This is a genomic window from Mediterraneibacter gnavus ATCC 29149 (genome assembly GCF_008121495.1).
Taxonomy (GTDB): domain Bacteria; phylum Bacillota; class Clostridia; order Lachnospirales; family Lachnospiraceae; genus Mediterraneibacter; species Mediterraneibacter gnavus.
The window spans coordinates 2,270,578-2,287,125 of the sequence record NZ_CP043051.1; the positions used below are offsets into that span (position 1 = coordinate 2,270,578).

The window sequence follows — 16,548 nt, forward strand, 5'->3', positions numbered from 1 at the left end:
ATATTCCTGTTGCAAAAACCATGATTCGTAAGCGCAAAATAATTCGACGGATTGTGCTGACCTAAAATTCAGTCCATAATAATTAATAGAGAATGCAAGCACTTTACTTCATCTTCTGTTGCTAGAAATGATAGGTGCGAGCATTTTACTCGATTCGATTTATGGAGGACTGCTCATGAGAAGCAAAAGAATACCTGCAGAAGAACAATATCGTCTCATCATGGAATGCCGTCAAAGTGGATTGACAGATCATCAATGGTGTGTGGAACATGACATCAAACCAGGAACTTTTTACAACTGGGTAAAACGATTATGTCAAAAAAGTTGTATGGATTTACCGGCATCAACCGGACGCAGCCATAGCGCTCCGGAAAGTCAGGAAGTTGTCAGAGTGGATTTTCATGATACTGGTATGCTCTCGTATGAACAGCCATTGGATATGCTTCCAACATCTGGGGAAAGAAACAGCATTTCTGTAACAGAGCCAATGAAATTGTTTGTTGGAAGTTTTCTTCTAACTATCCCAAATGGAACAGATCCACAGCGTTTGGATCAGACCCTTCGTATTATGAAGGAGCTGAAATGTTAGGCGATATCACAGCTGCCGATGAGATTTATATCGTAACAGGCTTATAAACATGAAATTTTTATCCTCATCTTTTGTAAAAAACATTGATTTTACAGTATCTTTTTTGAAAAAGATGAGGATAAAAAAATTAGTTTATGGAACAATGAAACCATCAAAAATAGGAGGTGGTTTCATGAACCAATACAACATCATAGTGCAACAATTATTAGCGTATCTGACCAAACGTAAACAATGCAGTTCAAGCCGGCTGTCCCACAAACAATGTTATGTCATTTAGTTAAGACATTAAGCAGATGTATTCCTATCAGGCAGAGGTAGAAAATTCACTATCTTTGCCTGATTTTTCTTTTATAAAAACTTGCTCTTATATTTATGCAGCACAAAAAGACAGATTGCTATCTGCCTAAATTAACGATATACTTTTATCGATGTTATGCAACTCGATACAGAAAACTTACTGCTGACTTAGGCTTGACTTTGCGAGGGTCGGAACGCCCGGGTCTTACAGGTAAAAGATTCTTCTGTATCAGCGTCTCAACGTCAGGTGGGGAAATGTCATTTCGCAGGAAATAACGACATATATGAATTGCTATTGTGTAATTCATTTGATAAACATGTTTTGTACCTTTTTGTTGGATTATTACATGCATTGTAATGAGCTCACAATAATTGTAAAGGATTAAACGTGCGTATATTTCTTGCATGATATACTCCATCTTTTTTGAATGAAAGCAACATAATCCGATAGCATATTTCAATTCCCTGAACGATGTTTCGATGCCATCGCATTGCATAAACCTTCTTTATTTCTTCTACTGGAAAATCTTCCTTTGGAAGATTGGTAATTATACTTTCATACGAATCTTCTGAAATGGCAAACCTTACTACTCTAAAATTCAACGTATAAAATTTTTTGTCATATAAATCCAGATAGTCAAATGGACTGGATTTTGCAATAAATTTAAATTTTTTGGGTTTAGCTTTCACATCTTTTGTCTGTTTTCGGGTTAATATAAGTTGCATGTCGTGGTCAAACTCATTTTCATCAGGAAGGTCAAAACTTCCTGTCATGCTTCCCCCACCGCCATCCTTTACACGAATCAGATAATACATTCCTTTTTCTTGGACATGCGCAAAAATATTATATGTTTCATATCCTCTGTCTGCGATAAAAATTGTTTTTTTCTCTCCTTTATAACGGTCAATCATTTGTGTCATTGCCAATGATTCGTTTTCTAGCCTTGCAGGTTGTATCACAAGATCAATATATCGCTTCTCGCACAGGTCGAAAAGAGCATTCAGATGAATCTGATTAAATCCCCGATCAGTTGGTTGAGACTGAAAATAAGTGCCTGCATCGTTTGGATTACGGGCAATGTTCAAATCTGAGCCATCACAAGCTAATAGTTGATAATCCTTATACTTTTTTTCGAATGAGAAACAAGAATTAAATTCATAAAACAAAAACTGGAATGCCTCCAGAAGTAGTTTGTTTCTCTGTTGACAGAACGCTGAAGCAGACGGGGTATCGACAGAGAACTGGAAATAATCCAGCAATTCTTTTTTTAAGCTTCCACTTTCCATAGAAAGAAGAAATTGAATTGTAGATACAAAATCAAGTTTTCTGTTCCGTGAAAAATCAACTTCTGGATTTTTTGAAAACAACCATGGGGCGGTCGCCATTTTATGGATTAAAGATGACAATTTGTTTTTTACATGTTCCGCAAATATCATAAGCGTTACCTCCAAAATGTAATACATTTAAGTGGCTTCGCCGCAAATTTTTCTATATTTGTCAAGGATTTTTTACAAAAAAAGAGCAGGGTATATATTTTTATATACCTTGCTCTGCAAGAGGCTGCCGACTCAATGTCTTAACTAAATGACATTGCCTGATTTGGGGCTCCCTTTGCATCATGCCTGCAGTCAGTCCGGAAAGAAAAAGTGGCAATGCCTGTTTCAGATTGTTTTCCACTGCATCTACAATCTGTTTCACAAAAAGTTCTTCCCGTTCTCTTGTTTCCAGATAAGGATCAGCCTGTGTGCGGTAGTAGCGGTCAAAATAATCTACCAGTGCAAGAGAGATTACCTGACTGTAAGATTTAAAATCCTGTCTGTCCATCGTCTGTAAATATTCCCAGGCTTTCCGCTGTTGAGCTTTGTCCAGATTAAATCGCAGGTTTGTGTTGCGGATATTGTTCTGCATGGTTTATCCCCTCCTTTTCAGGCTCATATAAGCCAGAGATTCGTAACCTTTGGCGGTGGCGCAGATGTCATCAATGATGGTGACTCGTGATTTGTCATAAGTTCCGAAGTTACGGATCAGGCATCCACCGCCGCCAACCACATACAGGCGCATCAGGTCAGGATTGTATTCATATTTGCGGAGCGTGGAAAAAAGTTCTGCCACATACTGTCTGGCAATAGAACTGATACAATCCAGATATGGCGCTGAAATGTCAGCTGTTCTAAACCGCAGAATCTGTTCTACTGTGGATTCTTCAATCTTCACTCCAAATTTGTCCAGAACAGCGTTCTTTGCAGCAATCATGCATTGGTTTACACCAAGTTTTTCTGTCCAGCATTGGTTTTCCTGTGCTTTCTTATTGTTGATATACAGAATGTTCATGGTTCCGTTTCCGATATCTGCAAGGAGATTGGTTCCCTTGAAATCTCCAAGCTGGTTTACGATAGCAGGATATCCCTGTGGGTAAAGGCTGCATCCCACAAAGCGGAGATGATACTCTTTGCTGTTAAAACGGTAATGGACTTCTGGATTCTGGAGCAGATAGGAACGAAAAGCTTCTCTTTGATTTCTGATCCATGTCAGAGGAAGTCCGGCAGCCAGATGAACATCTGCTTCACGGATGGAAAAGACATTCAGTTCCCTTGCAATAGCCATTAGCGTCAGAAGATAATATTCTTCGTCCATAGCTTTATCCGGGATAAATTCTTTGTGTCCTTCGCCGATCCGGTAGTAAATGCCGTTGTATTCCAGAATATTCCCGGTGAAGATTGGTTCAGTTTCATAGGCTTTGATGCCGGTTGGGGTGACGGTGTTTGCTGTTTTCATATTGCCGTAGCCATGATCTACAGCAATGATTTTTGTGTTTCTGAGTTCTCGCATAAAAAATACCTCCGTTTTCGTATTGATTGATTCAGCAGGTCGTACCGGTGTGGTACTGCTTTGCTGTGGGATAAGCATACGAAAATCGGAGGAAAAAGGCATTGAGGGGAAATTGAGCAGGAATTGAGAAAAAAGATATATTGTGCTTACGTTCTTCATGTACTCTTGTTGTGATTTCATTGTTTTTTATCGTATAATATGGATACTGGAGGTGGTTTGGATGAAATACAAGATTTTAGTTGTCGATGATGATAAAGAATTGGTGAAAATGCTTTGTAGTTATTTTAATATGAAACAATATGAAACCATTACGGCTACAGATGGAATGGAAGCATTAAATAAAATAAAAATGAAACCGGATATTATTTTGTTGGATATCAATATGCCACGCATGGATGGGATTGAAGTATGTCGTCTGATACGCAGTAAAGTGTTATGTCCAATTTTATTTCTAACAGCAAGAGTTGACGAAGATGATAAAATTAATGGGTTGCTTTCAGGTGGGGATGATTATATTACGAAACCATTTAGTCTTCGGGAGTTGGAAGCGAGGATTGTTACAAACATAAAGAGAGAAGAAAGGCATCAACAAAAAACGGAATACCGTTTCATGGATGAAATGCTGATTGATTATTCTGAAAAAATAGTAGCTATAGCTGGACACAGGATGGAGTTCACAAAAATTGAATATCAGATTATTGAATTCTTATCCATGCATCCAGGGCAGGTGTTTGATAAAGAACGTATATATGCACAAGTCTGTGGATATGATGCGGAAGGGGACAGTAGAACGATAACGGAATTAGTACGGCGTATAAGGAAAAAAATAGCGGATTATTCAGAAAAAGAATACATAGAAACTGTATGGGGGATTGGATACCGATGGAAAAAATAAGAAACTTGTCACTGAAAAAAACAATTCTGCTTTATTTTGTGATCAGCTTAACGGCAGCATTTCTGTTATCTGGATTTACAGTTCATTTTGCAAGAAATATGCAGAATAAAATATGGGAAAAATATATTGATTATGCAGATTATACGGACGTGTTTCAGCAATATGGAAAGAAATACGAGATTGAGATATCAAGACCTAATCAATCGCAGATGAATCGTTTGGACTATCATCTTTCGGAAATGTGTGACTTTATGGAAACATATTCGGTACTGATTTTTTCGATTGTTGGGAGTGTTGCTGCGGTATTCTTTTTTTATAAAAATAAGTTAAAGACACCTCTACAGGAACTAAAAGATGCCTCACAAATGATTGCAGATAATGAACTGGATTTTCATGTATCCTATGAAAATAAAGATGAGATGGGAACTTTGTGTAAAGAATTTGAAATGATGCGAAGTGCCTTAGCAGATAACAACAGAAAGATGTGGAGGATGATTGATGACGAGAAGGCTTTGCGGAATGCAATTGCACATGATATACGTTCTCCACTTTCCATATTGCGTGGGTATCAGGAAATGCTCTTAGAGTTTGTTTCTGCTGAGAGTATAAAAACAGAGGATGTTATTGATATCTTACAAACAGGCATGTATCAGATTGACCGTATAGAACATTTCACGGAAAACATGAGAAAAATGTCCCATTTAGAACAGAGGGAACTGCAATGCTCAGAGATAGAATTATCGGAACTGGCAAAAAAGATTGAGGCAGAAGCTGCCATGCTGTCCAAGAAGGAAAGTAAATTATGTAAGGTAGAAAGAGTGCAGGAACAAAACATTGTGAAAGTGGATGAGGAACTTGTCATGGAAGTGACAGACAACTTACTGGAAAATGCGGTTCGATATGCACAAAAAAGTATTGCTTTGCAGATAAAGAAAAAGGATGGTTTTCTTATAATTTCTGTTGAAGATGATGGAATAGGATTTGTGGATACTGAGGAAAAAGTAACAGAACCATTTTATCATAAGAATCCACAAGATGATTTAAAGCATTTTGGCCTTGGTATGTATATTTCTCGTATTTTCTGTGAAAAGCATGGAGGAAATTTGAAAATATATAATGCCAGACAAGGCGGTGCTCATGTAGAAGCTCTTTTCAAAGCTGAATAAAAATACTTTATAAGGCTGAAATCACAAATAAAGTGGTTTTAGTCTTTTTTGTTGTGAATTTATTGAGAATTGATTTGTATGATGTTGTTAAAGAAATAAAGAAAGGAAGAGATACAATGAAAACAATCATAAAAAGAAGTATACTTGATTATTTAAAGAACCCTGTTTTGTGGATTGGCTTGATTATTATAGTTGCCAGTATGTATCAATGTCTGTCATCGTATTTGCAAATTCATTATATCAAACAGAATGAACAGATCACACAAAATGACGTAGCATTGGAAGATGCTGATGTCATGGATGGGTACATTCCCACATCTGATGATAAAGAAAGAAGAAGGGAGTGGGAAGATACGATCAAAGAGACGTTAATGGACACCTCCCAAAATGGTTTTGGATTTAGCAGGCAGGAAGCAGATCATGTAATGAAAGAAATTCAGAATATGGATGTAAAGACTGCTTCTGAGTTTTTGGAATCCCAATATGGCTATTATAATGCAATATATGCTTATGAGGACCTTGAAATTCATAAGGGGACAGCAGAAGAAATCAATCATTATATCGAGCGGAAATTATCCGAACATTCTTTTTCCTGGTACTTTGCCAAAAAGTTCACGGATTTTGCAGGATTGCATATGGCCTTTTTTGCAACAGTCTTGCTATCATTTTTATTTATTCAGGATACACGAAAAAATACCTATGAATTATTACATACAAAGCCTGTTACGGCAATCCAATATATATGTGGGAAAATAATAAGCGGATTCATTAGTATGTTGGGCGTATTAGTGATTTTGAATGTTATATTCTTTATGCTGTGTTTGAAAACGTCTTTAGAATCGGGATTTCCGGTAACACCAATTGATTTTTGCGTGAATTCTCTGATCTATATTGTGCCGAATCTTTTGATGATATGTTGTGTCTATACAATTACAGCATTAATATTTAAAAATCCGCTTCCGGCAGCACCAGTTTTGTTTTTACACATTATATATTCAAATATGCTGACCAAGAAGAATGATATTTATTATATGAGACCGTTCTCTATTATGGTGCGATTTCCTGGCAGGTTTTTTGAAACACATGCAGCCAAAATGTCAAATATAAATCAGATTATGCTTGTGATCGCATCTGTTATATTAGTATGTATTTCTGTTACAATCTGGAAAAGGAGGAGGGTTCATTGAAAACGGAACTAAAAAACTGCCTGTCGTTATATAAGATTTTTTATTCATGTGCATTTATACTGATATTGTGTGTTATTCATCCGATTATATACTATGAAGAAATCGGTTCAGCAATTCAGTCTCCAATAGCATTTTTAACAATTATTTTTTGTAGTGACACATATTTGATGGAAGTAAAAAGTAAGCGTGCCGATGTATTTCATTTGTATGATCAAAAAAAGCAGTTAAAAGTAATATCGCAGAGAGTGGGCGTTCAAATATTATATTTATTAATACTTTCTTGTGTTGGATATGTTTTGTTTTTCTGGCAAAAACCGGGCGGTGTAAACGAAGGCATTTCGGGTATTCAGATATTTCTTTTATATTTCATTGCAATGTTTGGAACTATCTGGTTTTGGAGTATATGCACTGTGATTTTGTGTACATTGCTTCGAAATATGTGGGCAGGTATTGGATGTTTATTTGGAATTGTCATTGGACTTATATCAAAAGCGGGAAGTTCATTTTTCGGAAATCTGGGATTGTTTTCTTTCAGCTTTTGTGAACCTACTCAATTAATGTCCGAGAGTTGGATTTATGGAACGCTTGTGTCTTTTATAGCGGGGCTGTTTTTATTTGCAGTATTACCAATGACTTTAAAGAAAAGAGGATAGATTATGAGTATTAGAATAAATGATTTAACAGTTAGATTTAAAAATGGTGTAGTTGCAGTAAATAAGGCATCTCTTGAAATACCTAAGGGAATTTACGGACTTTTGGGAGAGAATGGTGCGGGAAAAACCACGCTGATGAGGGTTCTTACAACCGTTTTAAAACAAACGGAAGGATTGGTTTCGCTTGATGGAATTCTGTATAACGAGGGAAATTATGAAAAAATACAGAAAAAGATTGGTTATCTTCCACAGGAAATCGACTTATATCCGAATCTTACGGTGAAAGAATGCCTTGTATATATGGGGGGACTGTCAGGAGTAGCCAGAAATGACCTCGAACAAAGAATTACCTATTATCTGGAAAAGACTTCTCTTACAGAGCATCAGAATAAAAAAATGCGGCAATTATCTGGTGGTATGAAGAGACGTGTCGGACTCATACAGGCACTTCTTAATAATCCGGATTTTTTGATTATTGATGAACCAACAACTGGGTTAGATCCGGAAGAAAGAATCAGGATCCGCAATCTTCTGGTTGATTTTTCAAAGGATAGAACTGTGCTGTTTTCCACTCATGTAGTAGAAGATTTAGCAGCAACCTGTACACAGCTTGCCATTATGAAAAAGGGAAGTTTTTTATATTCTGGAAGCGTGAGTGGATTGCTGGAAAATGCAAAGGGCTGTGTTTGGAATTGTACGGTACAAAATGCAGAAGAAGCCCGTTTGTTAGAAGCCAATTATTCTATTTCATCTAAGCAGTATGTAGAAAATGGAATTCATATGAAAATATTAAGCAAAGGAAAGCCAAATGAGAAGTGTGTCCCGGATAATGATATCACTTTGGAAGATGCGTATATTTATTTGACGAATAGTTGAATATAACGGCGGGCAAGTTGCCCGCTGTAAATTGTACTTATTTTGTTAAAAGACCGGATAGTTTTTTTCCAATGCAAAATCCAATCTGTGGATATAACTCCTGAATTTCCTGATATTTTGCTTCAATCATTTCTGGTTCATCAGCCCAGATCTTTTCATATATTTTGAAAGCTCTTTTAAAATGTGTTTTGGCTTGCGGAAGATTGGCAGTCATCAGATAAATGGTTCCAAGGGTTTCCTGTACTTTGGCATAATCCAGACAGTCATTGGAATGGTATTCCTTGATGATGCCGGATAATTTTTGCAATTCGGAGATGCCTCTTTCGGGTTCCTGCTGTTCTGTCAGGAACATTGCATAATTGGCAATCTGAGGTATGCTGTCATTTATATGAAGCAGGTTAAATTGGTCAAGCAGTGAGATACTTTTTTCCATGTGTTCTCTTGCAAGATCGGGATGACCGTTCATGCGGTAAAGTCCACCGAGCAGCTTCTGATTTTTGGTATTACGTTTGATGAATTGGCGTTCCATGCCAAAAGAAATCAGTTTTGCAAGAAACAGCAGTCTTGAACTGGCTGGTTTATATAAGGGAGTCAGATTTTTCTTTTTCGCATCTGAGATGCTGTCATCCTGAATGAATAAAGTGTAAATATCTTGTATAGCCATATTACAGTCAGACATCAGTGGAAGAAGATTCTGGTGGATGGTATGGGCTAAATTTTCCTGATTGGATGGCTTGGAATAGTAAGCGGATATTTTAGGACTGATTTTAGCCTGACCAGTCATCCAGCGGCAAACCAGACCGTTGTCCATTGAAAAATCCTGATTTGTCGGATCATCCATAAAATCTTCAAATAATTCGTATAAAAAATCAGGCTGACTCATTTGATTACTTTCGCTGATATGATTTTTTAAGCAAGTGCTAATAGAAGAAAAATCGCATCGATTCAATAGAAATTCCCCTTTCGTAGTTAAGATTAAGTATATCTATCATAACACGAACATACATTCGATTCAAGAAAATACGGATATTTTTAAAGTGATTGTGTCAATTTACAATCAATTTCTATTCAATGTGGTTTTCCGGCAGGTTCTGTAAAATAAGCTCAGATCAAAACAATAACGGGAGGAGCTTATGCAACAGAATATTGAATTTGAGCGGTGCATTGATTTTCTGGTACGGATGATTGATAAGTACGGCGAAGAAGTCCTCCGGGAGTTGGAGGAAGAAAAACAGAATAAGGAAGAAAAAGAAGCGGCAGTTTCCTGAAATACAAAATGTAAATCAGACTGTCGCTTTTTTCATGCATTTTTAAATCAAATAAATTTTAAAAGCTGATGCAGAGTGTGTGGCTCATTATTCTGGGAAGCGGTAATACGAGTATCAAATGGCTTGAAATGATTCTGCGTATAAAAGCTCAGAAGAAATTCATTATCTTCGCATTCAAGAAACTCCATAACGCCACCTACGGAATATTTGAGACTGGATATGGTTTCCAGTGCAAATCCCAGTAGAATATTTCCAGGAATTCGTTTTTCCTTTGGAAGAGAATAGTTCTTTCCCAACTGGGCGATCAGGTAAGCTGCGGTAGTATAGGATTGTGTTTCTTCATCCAAAATACTGACACGGGACAGCTTTTTTGCCGTTGTCTTGCTGATATTTGAAGCACGGACAGAGATGGGTTTTACTGTAAGTGAAAAATAACCAACCAGTGAAGCATCTTCAGCATCAAATACCAGATAAGTGATAGATTGATCTTTTTTGGTAAACTCAATCGCATTATGTAATAAAAAGTATTCCACATCGGGATTTTTGGGACAAGAAAAATCGGAGAGTAAGTCGTAAAGACTTTCCTCTCCGATATATGTCGGTTCGTCTTTATCCAAATATGCCCGAATATTAACGGTAAAATATTTATCAGACATGTTTTTTCTTCCTTTTTGACATTAAAGCTAAGATTTCCTGTGGGTTCGTTAACTGACGTCCGGGAAGTGTCTGCTTTGGTGTGCGGTCACGGTCGGCTTCGTCAATTGCTGCGACAAAACGCTTTATGCTATTTGGATTGGATACGACAAAATTATGAGTAATACTTGAAGTAGCCATACTAACACCTCCTCTTTTTTGGCTTTTTTGTGTATTTATAGTATATGCAATGTGTGATAAAAACACAATATCGAAAACAAAAATAATTTCTAAATAATTTTCAAGCCGGACATTTATTAGACGCTTCCGGTAAGCGAACAATATTTTCGAGCCAATCATTTATAAGTCGCCAATGGTGGGCGGGCAATATTTTGATAACAGAAATGCTCTGTATCTAACTTAATTATACGATTGGCGAAGAAATGCGTCAATACGGAAAATAAGTATTGAAAATAGTTGGAACAAGTACTAAAATTAAGTTGGGACAATAAAACAGAGTTATACTGCGAGGAAGATTATGAAGAATAAAAAGATTAAATGCGATATATATACCAGAGTATCCACAACCATGCAGGTAGATGGCTACAGTCTGGATGCTCAGAAAGAAAAACTCAAGAGATATGCGGAATTTCAGAATATGGAAATTGTAAATGAGTATTCAGACGAAGGTAAGTCTGGAAAGAGCGTAGAGGGCAGACCGGAATTTCAGAGAATGTTGGATAATATTGAGAATGGAACAGATGAAGTTCAGTTTGTACTGGTGTTCAAGCTTTCCAGATTTGGTCGTAATGCGGCAGATGTTTTAAATTCTCTGCAAAGAATGCAGGACTTTGGAGTAAATCTGATCTGTGTTGAAGATGGAATTGACAGCTCAAAAGATAGTGGAAAGCTGATGATTTCTGTTCTGTCTGCGGTAGCAGAGATCGAACGGGAGAATATTCTTGTTCAGACAATAGAAGGACGTAAGCAGAAAGCTAGGGAAGGAAAATGGAACGGTGGGTTTGCTCCATATGGCTATGAATTAGTAAATGGAGAATTGCAGATCGCAGAGGACGAAGCAGAGATTATTCGTCTGATCTATGATAAATTTATTCATACCAATATGGGAATCTCTGCGATTGCTGCATGGCTGAACCAGCATGGATATAAAAAGAAAAAACGACAGAATAACACACTGGACGCATTTGCCGCTTCATTTATAAAAGGCGTTCTGGATAATCCGGTATACTGTGGAAAGCTGGCTTATGGACGAAGGAAAAACGAGAAAGTTTCTGGTACAAGAAATGAATACCGCATTGTAAAGCAGGAAAATTATATGCTGCACGATGGTATCCATGAAGGGATTGTTTCAGAAACAGACTGGGAGCTGGCACATCAAAAACGGGAAAAAACAGGTGTGAAATATGAAAAGACACATAGTCTCGATCATGAGCATATTTTATCCGGAATATTGAGATGCCCGTTATGTGGAAGCGGTATGTATGGGAACGTGAACCGAAAGAAAAAGAAAGACGGAACCTTATATAAGGATTATTTCTATTATGCCTGCAAACATCGTCGCCTGGTAGATGGTCATAAATGTGGATATCGTAAACAATGGAGTGAGGAGAAGATTAACAATGCAGTGGAAGAAGTTATTCGGAAGCTGGTGAAGAATCCGAAATTTGAAGAAGCAATTCTGAATAAAATCGGTTCAAGAATAGATACAGAAGAAATAGAAAAAGAGATTGAAAGACTGGAAAAACAGCATAGGCAGTTGACTGGAGCAAAAGGAAGACTTGGACAGCAGATGGACAGTCTGGATATCATGGATAAATTTTATGAGAAGAAATATCAGGATATGGAGACAAGGTTATACCGTTTGTATGATGAGATTGAAGGCGTGGAGAACAGTATAGAAGAAGTCAAGAATCGCCTGCTGAATATCCGGCAACAGAAAATATCAGAAGAAAACGTCTATCAATTTCTTTTATATTTTGATAAACTATATGATAAGTTCACCGACCTGGAGAAGAAAGAATTTCTTAACAGCTTTGTGGAACAGGTGGACATTTATGAGCAGGAGCAGCCAGATGGCAGATTCCTGAAGCACATAAAGTTCCGTTTTCCGGTGTATTTTGGAGACAGGGAAACACAGGAACTTTGTTGGGACAACGAAAGTATCGTTGAGACGGTGTGTTGTCTACAGAAAAGAGAGATTATATGAGTAAAAGAAAGAAGATCAAAACGACAAAAGAACAAATTGTAGAGTACTGGGAAGCAGAAGTGGATGAGTGTGGATTTTTCAGAAGCACATGAGAGATGCTCGAGAAGTGGATGTAAGAGACATCTTTAGAGATGCCATATAGTTCCAGAATCACTTGGAGGAGAAGATATTCCATCAAATCATGTATTATTATGCAGTAGGTGTCATCTGGATAATCCAAATGTTGCTGATCCGGAGATTATGTGGGATTGGCTGAGAGCTTATAAGATAAGTTTTTATGATATGTTTTGGCAAGTCCAGGGGATGAAGGAATATGAAAAGATTTACGCGTGTTCCTTTCAATACAGCAACCTTGGTAGGCATTTTCAGAAGGGCATTGAAAGAATATGATAGAGTGCATGGAAGGGCGACAAAACGGAATGTTGTTCCTTATATTAAAGTAACTGAATATCTGTAAAGAGTGAAAGCGTATTCTGGTAAGGTGGGAGAATGAAATCTGCATTGGGAAGGTTAGAGGAAAATTATGGAATATATAGCACATATCGATGAAAAAGATAAAAAAAGGATACAGACAGTAAAAAATCATTTGGAAGGAACGGCAAAACTTTCAGGAGAATTTGCGGGAAAATTTGGGAAAGAAGACTGGGGTTACTGTAATGGGATGCTACATGATATTGGAAAGTATTCTGTGGATTTCCTGAAAAGGATCACAGGGGAAAGTAATCAGAGGGTGGATCACTCTACGGCAGGAGCGAGGGTCTGCGTGGAGAAAGGTGGAAAGTACCGTTTTTTAGAATATTGCATCGGTGGGCATCATACCGGGCTTCCGGATTATGGCAGTAATTATGACAATGCAGGTGATCCTACGCTAATGGGGAGAAGAAAGAAAAAAATCAGTGATTATCAGGTATATCAGACAGAAATTGATATTCCGGAAATCGTAACGGATCCATTTGATTTCAAGAAGACAGTGAATCTAGATTTTTCCATGAGTGTTTTTATAAGAATGTTGTATTCTTGTCTGGTCGATGCTGATTTCCTAGATACAGAGGCATTTATGAGTCGTGGGAAAAAGGTAAGAAATTCTGGGGAACCGGTGGGAGTTCTTCTTGAAAAATTGGAAAAGCATGTTTCAGAATGGCTGAAAAATCAGGACATGGATACAGTAAATGGAAGGAGAACAGAAATTTTAAAGCATTGTTTAGAAGAAGGAAGATCTGAGAGAGGACTATTTCGTCTGACAGTTCCGACTGGCGGTGGAAAGACAATAGCTTCTTTGGCGTTTGCATTACGTCATGCAGTCGAAAATCAAATGGATCGGGTAATTTATGTCATTCCATATACAAGTATTATTGAACAGAATGCGAAGGTGTTCAGAGAGATTTTAGGAGACGAAAATGTGCTGGAAAATCATTGTAATATTGCTTATGAAGTGGATTCTCAAAGAGCGGAAGAACTTCAGCCAATGCAGCTTGCAGCTGAGAACTGGGATAAACCGGTTGTTGTTACAACAAACGTACAGTTTTTTGAATCCTTATTTGCAAATAAGCCTTCCAAATGCAGAAAATTACATAATATTGCAAATAGTGTGATTATTTTTGATGAAGCGCAGATGTTGCCAAACGATTATCTGAAACCGTGCATTGCAATGATAGAAGAACTTCTCAATAATTATAAGACGAGTGTTGTTTTGTGTACAGCAACTCAGCCGGCTTTAAAATCATTTTTCCAGAGTGAAGTCTTAGCAACAGAGCTGTGTCCTAGAATGGATGAACAATTTCATTTTTTTAAGAGAACATTGTTTGAAAATATCGGAACAGTGACGGAAGATTGTCTGATGAACAAGCTAACGGAGGAATATCAGGCACTTTGTATTGTCAACACGAAAAAGAGAGCACAAAATATTTACAAAGAGTTAAAAGAAGACGGTGTATACCATTTATCCACAAGTATGTATCCGAAGCATAGAAAACGGGTTTTAAATGAGATAAGAGAAAGGCTCGGGGAAAATAAAAAATGTATTCTCATTTCCACCAGCCTTGTAGAGGCAGGCGTAGATCTTGATTTTCAGTCAGTTTACCGAGAACTGGCAGGAGTGGATTCCATGATACAAGCGGCAGGACGATGCAACAGAGAAGGGCAGCGTAAGGTGGAAGAGAGTAAAGTGTTGATTTTTAGATTTGAAGAAAAAGAGAACATTTTAGGACAGCGTCAGCAGATCGATGTAACAAAAAGTCTGATAGCAGATGGAAGGAATCTCTCAGATAGAGAGACTATTACAAGATATTTTGAAATGCTGTATCATATCAAGGGAGAAAGTCTGGATAAGAAAAAAATCATGGACGAGTTTACAAATAAGAAAATAAAATATCGGTTTGCGCAAGTAGGAAAAGACTTCCGATTGATTGAACAAAATACAAAAACAGTTTTTATAAATTGTGAAGAGGAAGCAGATAAGATTCTCCGAGAATTAAAAGTGAAAGGATTTACCAGATCTGGGATGCGAAATGCAACTCAATATTGCGTTACAGTGTATGATCAGACATTTGACAAGATGTATGGCGCCGGCATGCTGAAACCAATAGCGGAAAATATGGAAGATTTTTATGAATTGACAGATGAGAGCAGATATACAGAAGAGATGGGGCTGGAATTAGAAATTGATAATGGGATGGTATTGTTTTTTTAAAGAATTATGAAATAGAATGGATAGGAAATGAAAGAAGCAGTGAATATGCAGAACTTTGAGGAGTTCTATCATAAACACTGCTTCTTTTGCAGTAGTTAAAGCTACTACTAATATTTCAATCCACAGAAAAATCCGACAAGGTAAGTATAGCATACAGCTTTTTAAGGCTCAAGGAGTACAATAGAAAAATGTAGTATATTAAAAATTCATTAGAAGTATTTTAACAAAATGGTATTTGGGTTGATTAGTGAGGAAAAGTATGATATATTGACAATATAAGAGAATAGATAAAATAATGAGAATAATAAGGTGAAATAGATAAAGGAGTATGTGGATGATTTTATATCATGGAAGTAATGCGATAGTGGAATATCCTGAGATTAGAAAAGCGAAATATAACAAAGATTTTTATTTTGGATTTTATTGCACACGATATCAGGAACAAGCAGAACGATGGGCTACGAGATATGGAAAAAAGGGATATGTTAATCAATACGAATATGAGCCAAATGAAAAATTGAATTACCTTTTATTTGAAGAAATGACAGAAGAATGGTTGGATTTTATTGTGGCGTGTCGTCAGGGGAAATCACACAAATATGATATTGTGGAAGGACCAATGGCAGATGATACGATTTATAATTATATACAGAATTTTATTGATGGGAAAATATCAAGGGCTGCATTTTGGGAGTTGGTAAAATTCAAGTATCCGACTCATCAGATTAGCTTTCATACGATTTCTGCTTTGGATACACTGAAATTTGTAGGATGTGAGGTGTCATATGGCAAGAAAAAATAACAATCACCTATTTTTTACATGTAGTTTGATTGAATATATTGGAAGAAAAGTGAAAAGAACGAGAAAACAGGTAGTAGATTTTCTTGGAGAAGAACGGATTGAGAGAATTTATGAGTATGCAGATGTGTTCCACTGCGAGCCAATTGAGAAGGTGGCGGATGAATTTATAGAGGAAAGTAAGATAACATTGGGAAATTTTGATAATGAGAAGGAGTGTAAGTATTTAGTCCCTGATTACTGGAATATAGGAGAAGTATATGAGCGTTTGATAGAAGACTCCTATGGCGATGAGGAAGTTATAAAGGGAATTTGGGAGGTATATCATTCATGGATTGATGAGCATATTTCAGATTATAATACAGATTTTTATTATCAGCCACGAGATTATATTGCAGCGTGTTACGAGGAAGGAGTGATCTTATAATGAGAATGAAAA

The 16,548-nt window shown here is 36.9% G+C and carries 18 protein-coding genes; 12 read left to right on the forward strand and 6 right to left on the reverse strand.

The genetic code is table 11. The annotated features are described in order from the left end of the window. Window positions 1-175: 175 nt before the first annotated feature. The gene (gene tnpA, locus FXV78_RS11260; protein ID WP_039960150.1) at window positions 176-589 is read left to right on the forward strand and encodes an IS66 family insertion sequence element accessory protein TnpA; all 414 of its coding nucleotides are present in this window, start codon (window positions 176-178) and stop codon (window positions 587-589) included. 660 nt (window positions 590-1,249) lie between these two features. Here tnpA and FXV78_RS11265 read toward each other — a convergent pair. The 3 genes from FXV78_RS11265 to FXV78_RS11275 all read right to left on the reverse strand — a co-directional run bounded on the left by FXV78_RS11265 (window position 1,250) and on the right by FXV78_RS11275 (window position 3,716). Continuing rightward, window positions 1,250-2,323, reverse strand: coding sequence for an IS4 family transposase (locus FXV78_RS11265; RefSeq protein ID WP_233447373.1), 1,074 nt, complete (start codon window positions 2,321-2,323; stop codon window positions 1,250-1,252). Window positions 2,324-2,423: 100 nt separating this feature from the next. After that, on the reverse strand, window positions 2,424-2,795 hold the full coding sequence (locus tag FXV78_RS11270; protein ID WP_004844685.1) for a hypothetical protein: 372 nt from the start codon (window positions 2,793-2,795) through the stop codon (window positions 2,424-2,426). Between the two features lie 3 nt (window positions 2,796-2,798). Beyond that, window positions 2,799-3,716 (reverse strand): ParM/StbA family protein, encoded by a 918-nt coding sequence (locus FXV78_RS11275; RefSeq protein ID WP_039960149.1) that lies wholly within the window; start codon window positions 3,714-3,716, stop codon window positions 2,799-2,801. Window positions 3,717-3,936: 220 nt separating this feature from the next. On the opposite strand from FXV78_RS11275, the gene FXV78_RS11280 reads away from it, so the two are divergent. The 5 genes from FXV78_RS11280 (at window position 3,937) to FXV78_RS11300 (ending at window position 8,493) form a co-directional block, all read left to right on the forward strand. After that, window positions 3,937-4,611: a response regulator transcription factor gene (locus FXV78_RS11280; RefSeq protein WP_014080778.1), complete on the forward strand. Its 675-nt coding sequence runs from the start codon at window positions 3,937-3,939 to the stop codon at window positions 4,609-4,611. Then, window positions 4,599-5,777, forward strand: coding sequence for a sensor histidine kinase (locus FXV78_RS11285; RefSeq protein ID WP_004844683.1), 1,179 nt, complete (start codon window positions 4,599-4,601; stop codon window positions 5,775-5,777). Before FXV78_RS11280 ends, FXV78_RS11285 begins: the two co-directional genes overlap by 13 nt. Before the next feature lie 116 nt (window positions 5,778-5,893). Continuing rightward, on the forward strand, window positions 5,894-6,964 hold the full coding sequence (locus FXV78_RS11290) for an ABC transporter permease subunit (protein WP_039960146.1): 1,071 nt from the start codon (window positions 5,894-5,896) through the stop codon (window positions 6,962-6,964). Further along, a complete protein-coding gene (locus tag FXV78_RS11295; RefSeq protein WP_225084314.1) occupies window positions 6,961-7,617 on the forward strand; it encodes a transporter in 657 nt (218 codons plus the stop codon). The genes FXV78_RS11290 and FXV78_RS11295 overlap by 4 nt, the downstream gene beginning before the upstream one ends. Window positions 7,618-7,620: 3 nt before the next feature. Next, window positions 7,621-8,493, forward strand: coding sequence for an ATP-binding cassette domain-containing protein (locus tag FXV78_RS11300; RefSeq protein ID WP_004612305.1), 873 nt, complete (start codon window positions 7,621-7,623; stop codon window positions 8,491-8,493). 37 nt (window positions 8,494-8,530) lie between these two features. Here the strand turns inward: FXV78_RS11300 and FXV78_RS11305 are convergent, their stop codons facing one another. Beyond that, complete coding sequence (locus FXV78_RS11305) at window positions 8,531-9,376, reverse strand: tetratricopeptide repeat protein (RefSeq protein ID WP_004612304.1); 846 nt, start codon at window positions 9,374-9,376, stop codon at window positions 8,531-8,533. Between the two features lie 250 nt (window positions 9,377-9,626). On the opposite strand from FXV78_RS11305, the gene FXV78_RS18460 reads away from it, so the two are divergent. After that, a complete protein-coding gene (locus FXV78_RS18460) occupies window positions 9,627-9,761 on the forward strand; it encodes a hypothetical protein (protein WP_004844681.1) in 135 nt (44 codons plus the stop codon). Window positions 9,762-9,808: 47 nt separating this feature from the next. Here FXV78_RS18460 and FXV78_RS11310 read toward each other — a convergent pair whose 3' ends face one another. Together FXV78_RS11310 and FXV78_RS18280 are read right to left on the reverse strand one after the other, a co-directional pair. Then, complete coding sequence (locus FXV78_RS11310) at window positions 9,809-10,417, reverse strand: hypothetical protein (RefSeq protein WP_004844680.1); 609 nt, start codon at window positions 10,415-10,417, stop codon at window positions 9,809-9,811. Beyond that, complete coding sequence (locus tag FXV78_RS18280) at window positions 10,410-10,595, reverse strand: hypothetical protein (RefSeq protein ID WP_009245306.1); 186 nt, start codon at window positions 10,593-10,595, stop codon at window positions 10,410-10,412. Before FXV78_RS18280 ends, FXV78_RS11310 begins: the two co-directional genes overlap by 8 nt. 337 nt (window positions 10,596-10,932) lie before the next feature. Between FXV78_RS18280 and FXV78_RS11320 the strand changes: the two genes are divergently transcribed. The 5 genes from FXV78_RS11320 (at window position 10,933) to FXV78_RS11340 (ending at window position 16,536) form a co-directional block, all read left to right on the forward strand. Continuing rightward, the gene (locus tag FXV78_RS11320; protein WP_004612300.1) at window positions 10,933-12,621 is read left to right on the forward strand and encodes a recombinase family protein; all 1,689 of its coding nucleotides are present in this window, start codon (window positions 10,933-10,935) and stop codon (window positions 12,619-12,621) included. Between the two features lie 313 nt (window positions 12,622-12,934). Beyond that, window positions 12,935-13,078, forward strand: a complete 144-nt coding sequence (locus FXV78_RS18290; RefSeq protein WP_004844677.1) for a hypothetical protein — start codon at window positions 12,935-12,937, stop codon at window positions 13,076-13,078. A 66-nt stretch (window positions 13,079-13,144) separates the two neighbouring features. After that, complete coding sequence (locus tag FXV78_RS11330; protein WP_004612298.1) at window positions 13,145-15,310, forward strand: CRISPR-associated helicase/endonuclease Cas3; 2,166 nt, start codon at window positions 13,145-13,147, stop codon at window positions 15,308-15,310. 334 nt (window positions 15,311-15,644) lie between these two features. Continuing rightward, the gene (locus FXV78_RS11335) at window positions 15,645-16,112 is read left to right on the forward strand and encodes a DUF3990 domain-containing protein (RefSeq protein WP_009245303.1); all 468 of its coding nucleotides are present in this window, start codon (window positions 15,645-15,647) and stop codon (window positions 16,110-16,112) included. After that, on the forward strand, window positions 16,096-16,536 hold the full coding sequence (locus FXV78_RS11340; RefSeq protein WP_004612296.1) for a hypothetical protein: 441 nt from the start codon (window positions 16,096-16,098) through the stop codon (window positions 16,534-16,536). The genes FXV78_RS11335 and FXV78_RS11340 overlap by 17 nt, the downstream gene beginning before the upstream one ends. Window positions 16,537-16,548: the final 12 nt, after the last annotated feature.

Coding starts and splice junctions, on each gene's coding strand:
- FXV78_RS11290 (WP_039960146.1), top strand. CDS start 5,894: ATGAAAACAATCATAAAAAGAAGTATACTTGATTATTTAAAGAACCCT.
- FXV78_RS11280 (WP_014080778.1), top strand. CDS start 3,937: ATGAAATACAAGATTTTAGTTGTCGATGATGATAAAGAATTGGTGAAA.
- FXV78_RS11340 (WP_004612296.1), top strand. CDS start 16,096: ATGGCAAGAAAAAATAACAATCACCTATTTTTTACATGTAGTTTGATT.
- FXV78_RS11310 (WP_004844680.1), bottom strand. CDS start 10,417: ATGTCTGATAAATATTTTACCGTTAATATTCGGGCATATTTGGATAAA.
- FXV78_RS11335 (WP_009245303.1), top strand. CDS start 15,645: ATGATTTTATATCATGGAAGTAATGCGATAGTGGAATATCCTGAGATT.
- FXV78_RS18460 (WP_004844681.1), top strand. CDS start 9,627: ATGCAACAGAATATTGAATTTGAGCGGTGCATTGATTTTCTGGTACGG.
- FXV78_RS18290 (WP_004844677.1), top strand. CDS start 12,935: ATGAAAAGATTTACGCGTGTTCCTTTCAATACAGCAACCTTGGTAGGC.
- FXV78_RS11320 (WP_004612300.1), top strand. CDS start 10,933: ATGAAGAATAAAAAGATTAAATGCGATATATATACCAGAGTATCCACA.
- FXV78_RS11300 (WP_004612305.1), top strand. CDS start 7,621: ATGAGTATTAGAATAAATGATTTAACAGTTAGATTTAAAAATGGTGTA.
- FXV78_RS11330 (WP_004612298.1), top strand. CDS start 13,145: ATGGAATATATAGCACATATCGATGAAAAAGATAAAAAAAGGATACAG.
- FXV78_RS11285 (WP_004844683.1), top strand. CDS start 4,599: ATGGAAAAAATAAGAAACTTGTCACTGAAAAAAACAATTCTGCTTTAT.
- FXV78_RS18280 (WP_009245306.1), bottom strand. CDS start 10,595: ATGGCTACTTCAAGTATTACTCATAATTTTGTCGTATCCAATCCAAAT.
- FXV78_RS11270 (WP_004844685.1), bottom strand. CDS start 2,795: ATGCAGAACAATATCCGCAACACAAACCTGCGATTTAATCTGGACAAA.
- tnpA (WP_039960150.1), top strand. CDS start 176: ATGAGAAGCAAAAGAATACCTGCAGAAGAACAATATCGTCTCATCATG.
- FXV78_RS11265 (WP_233447373.1), bottom strand. CDS start 2,323: ATGATATTTGCGGAACATGTAAAAAACAAATTGTCATCTTTAATCCAT.
- FXV78_RS11305 (WP_004612304.1), bottom strand. CDS start 9,376: ATGAGTCAGCCTGATTTTTTATACGAATTATTTGAAGATTTTATGGAT.
- FXV78_RS11275 (WP_039960149.1), bottom strand. CDS start 3,716: ATGCGAGAACTCAGAAACACAAAAATCATTGCTGTAGATCATGGCTAC.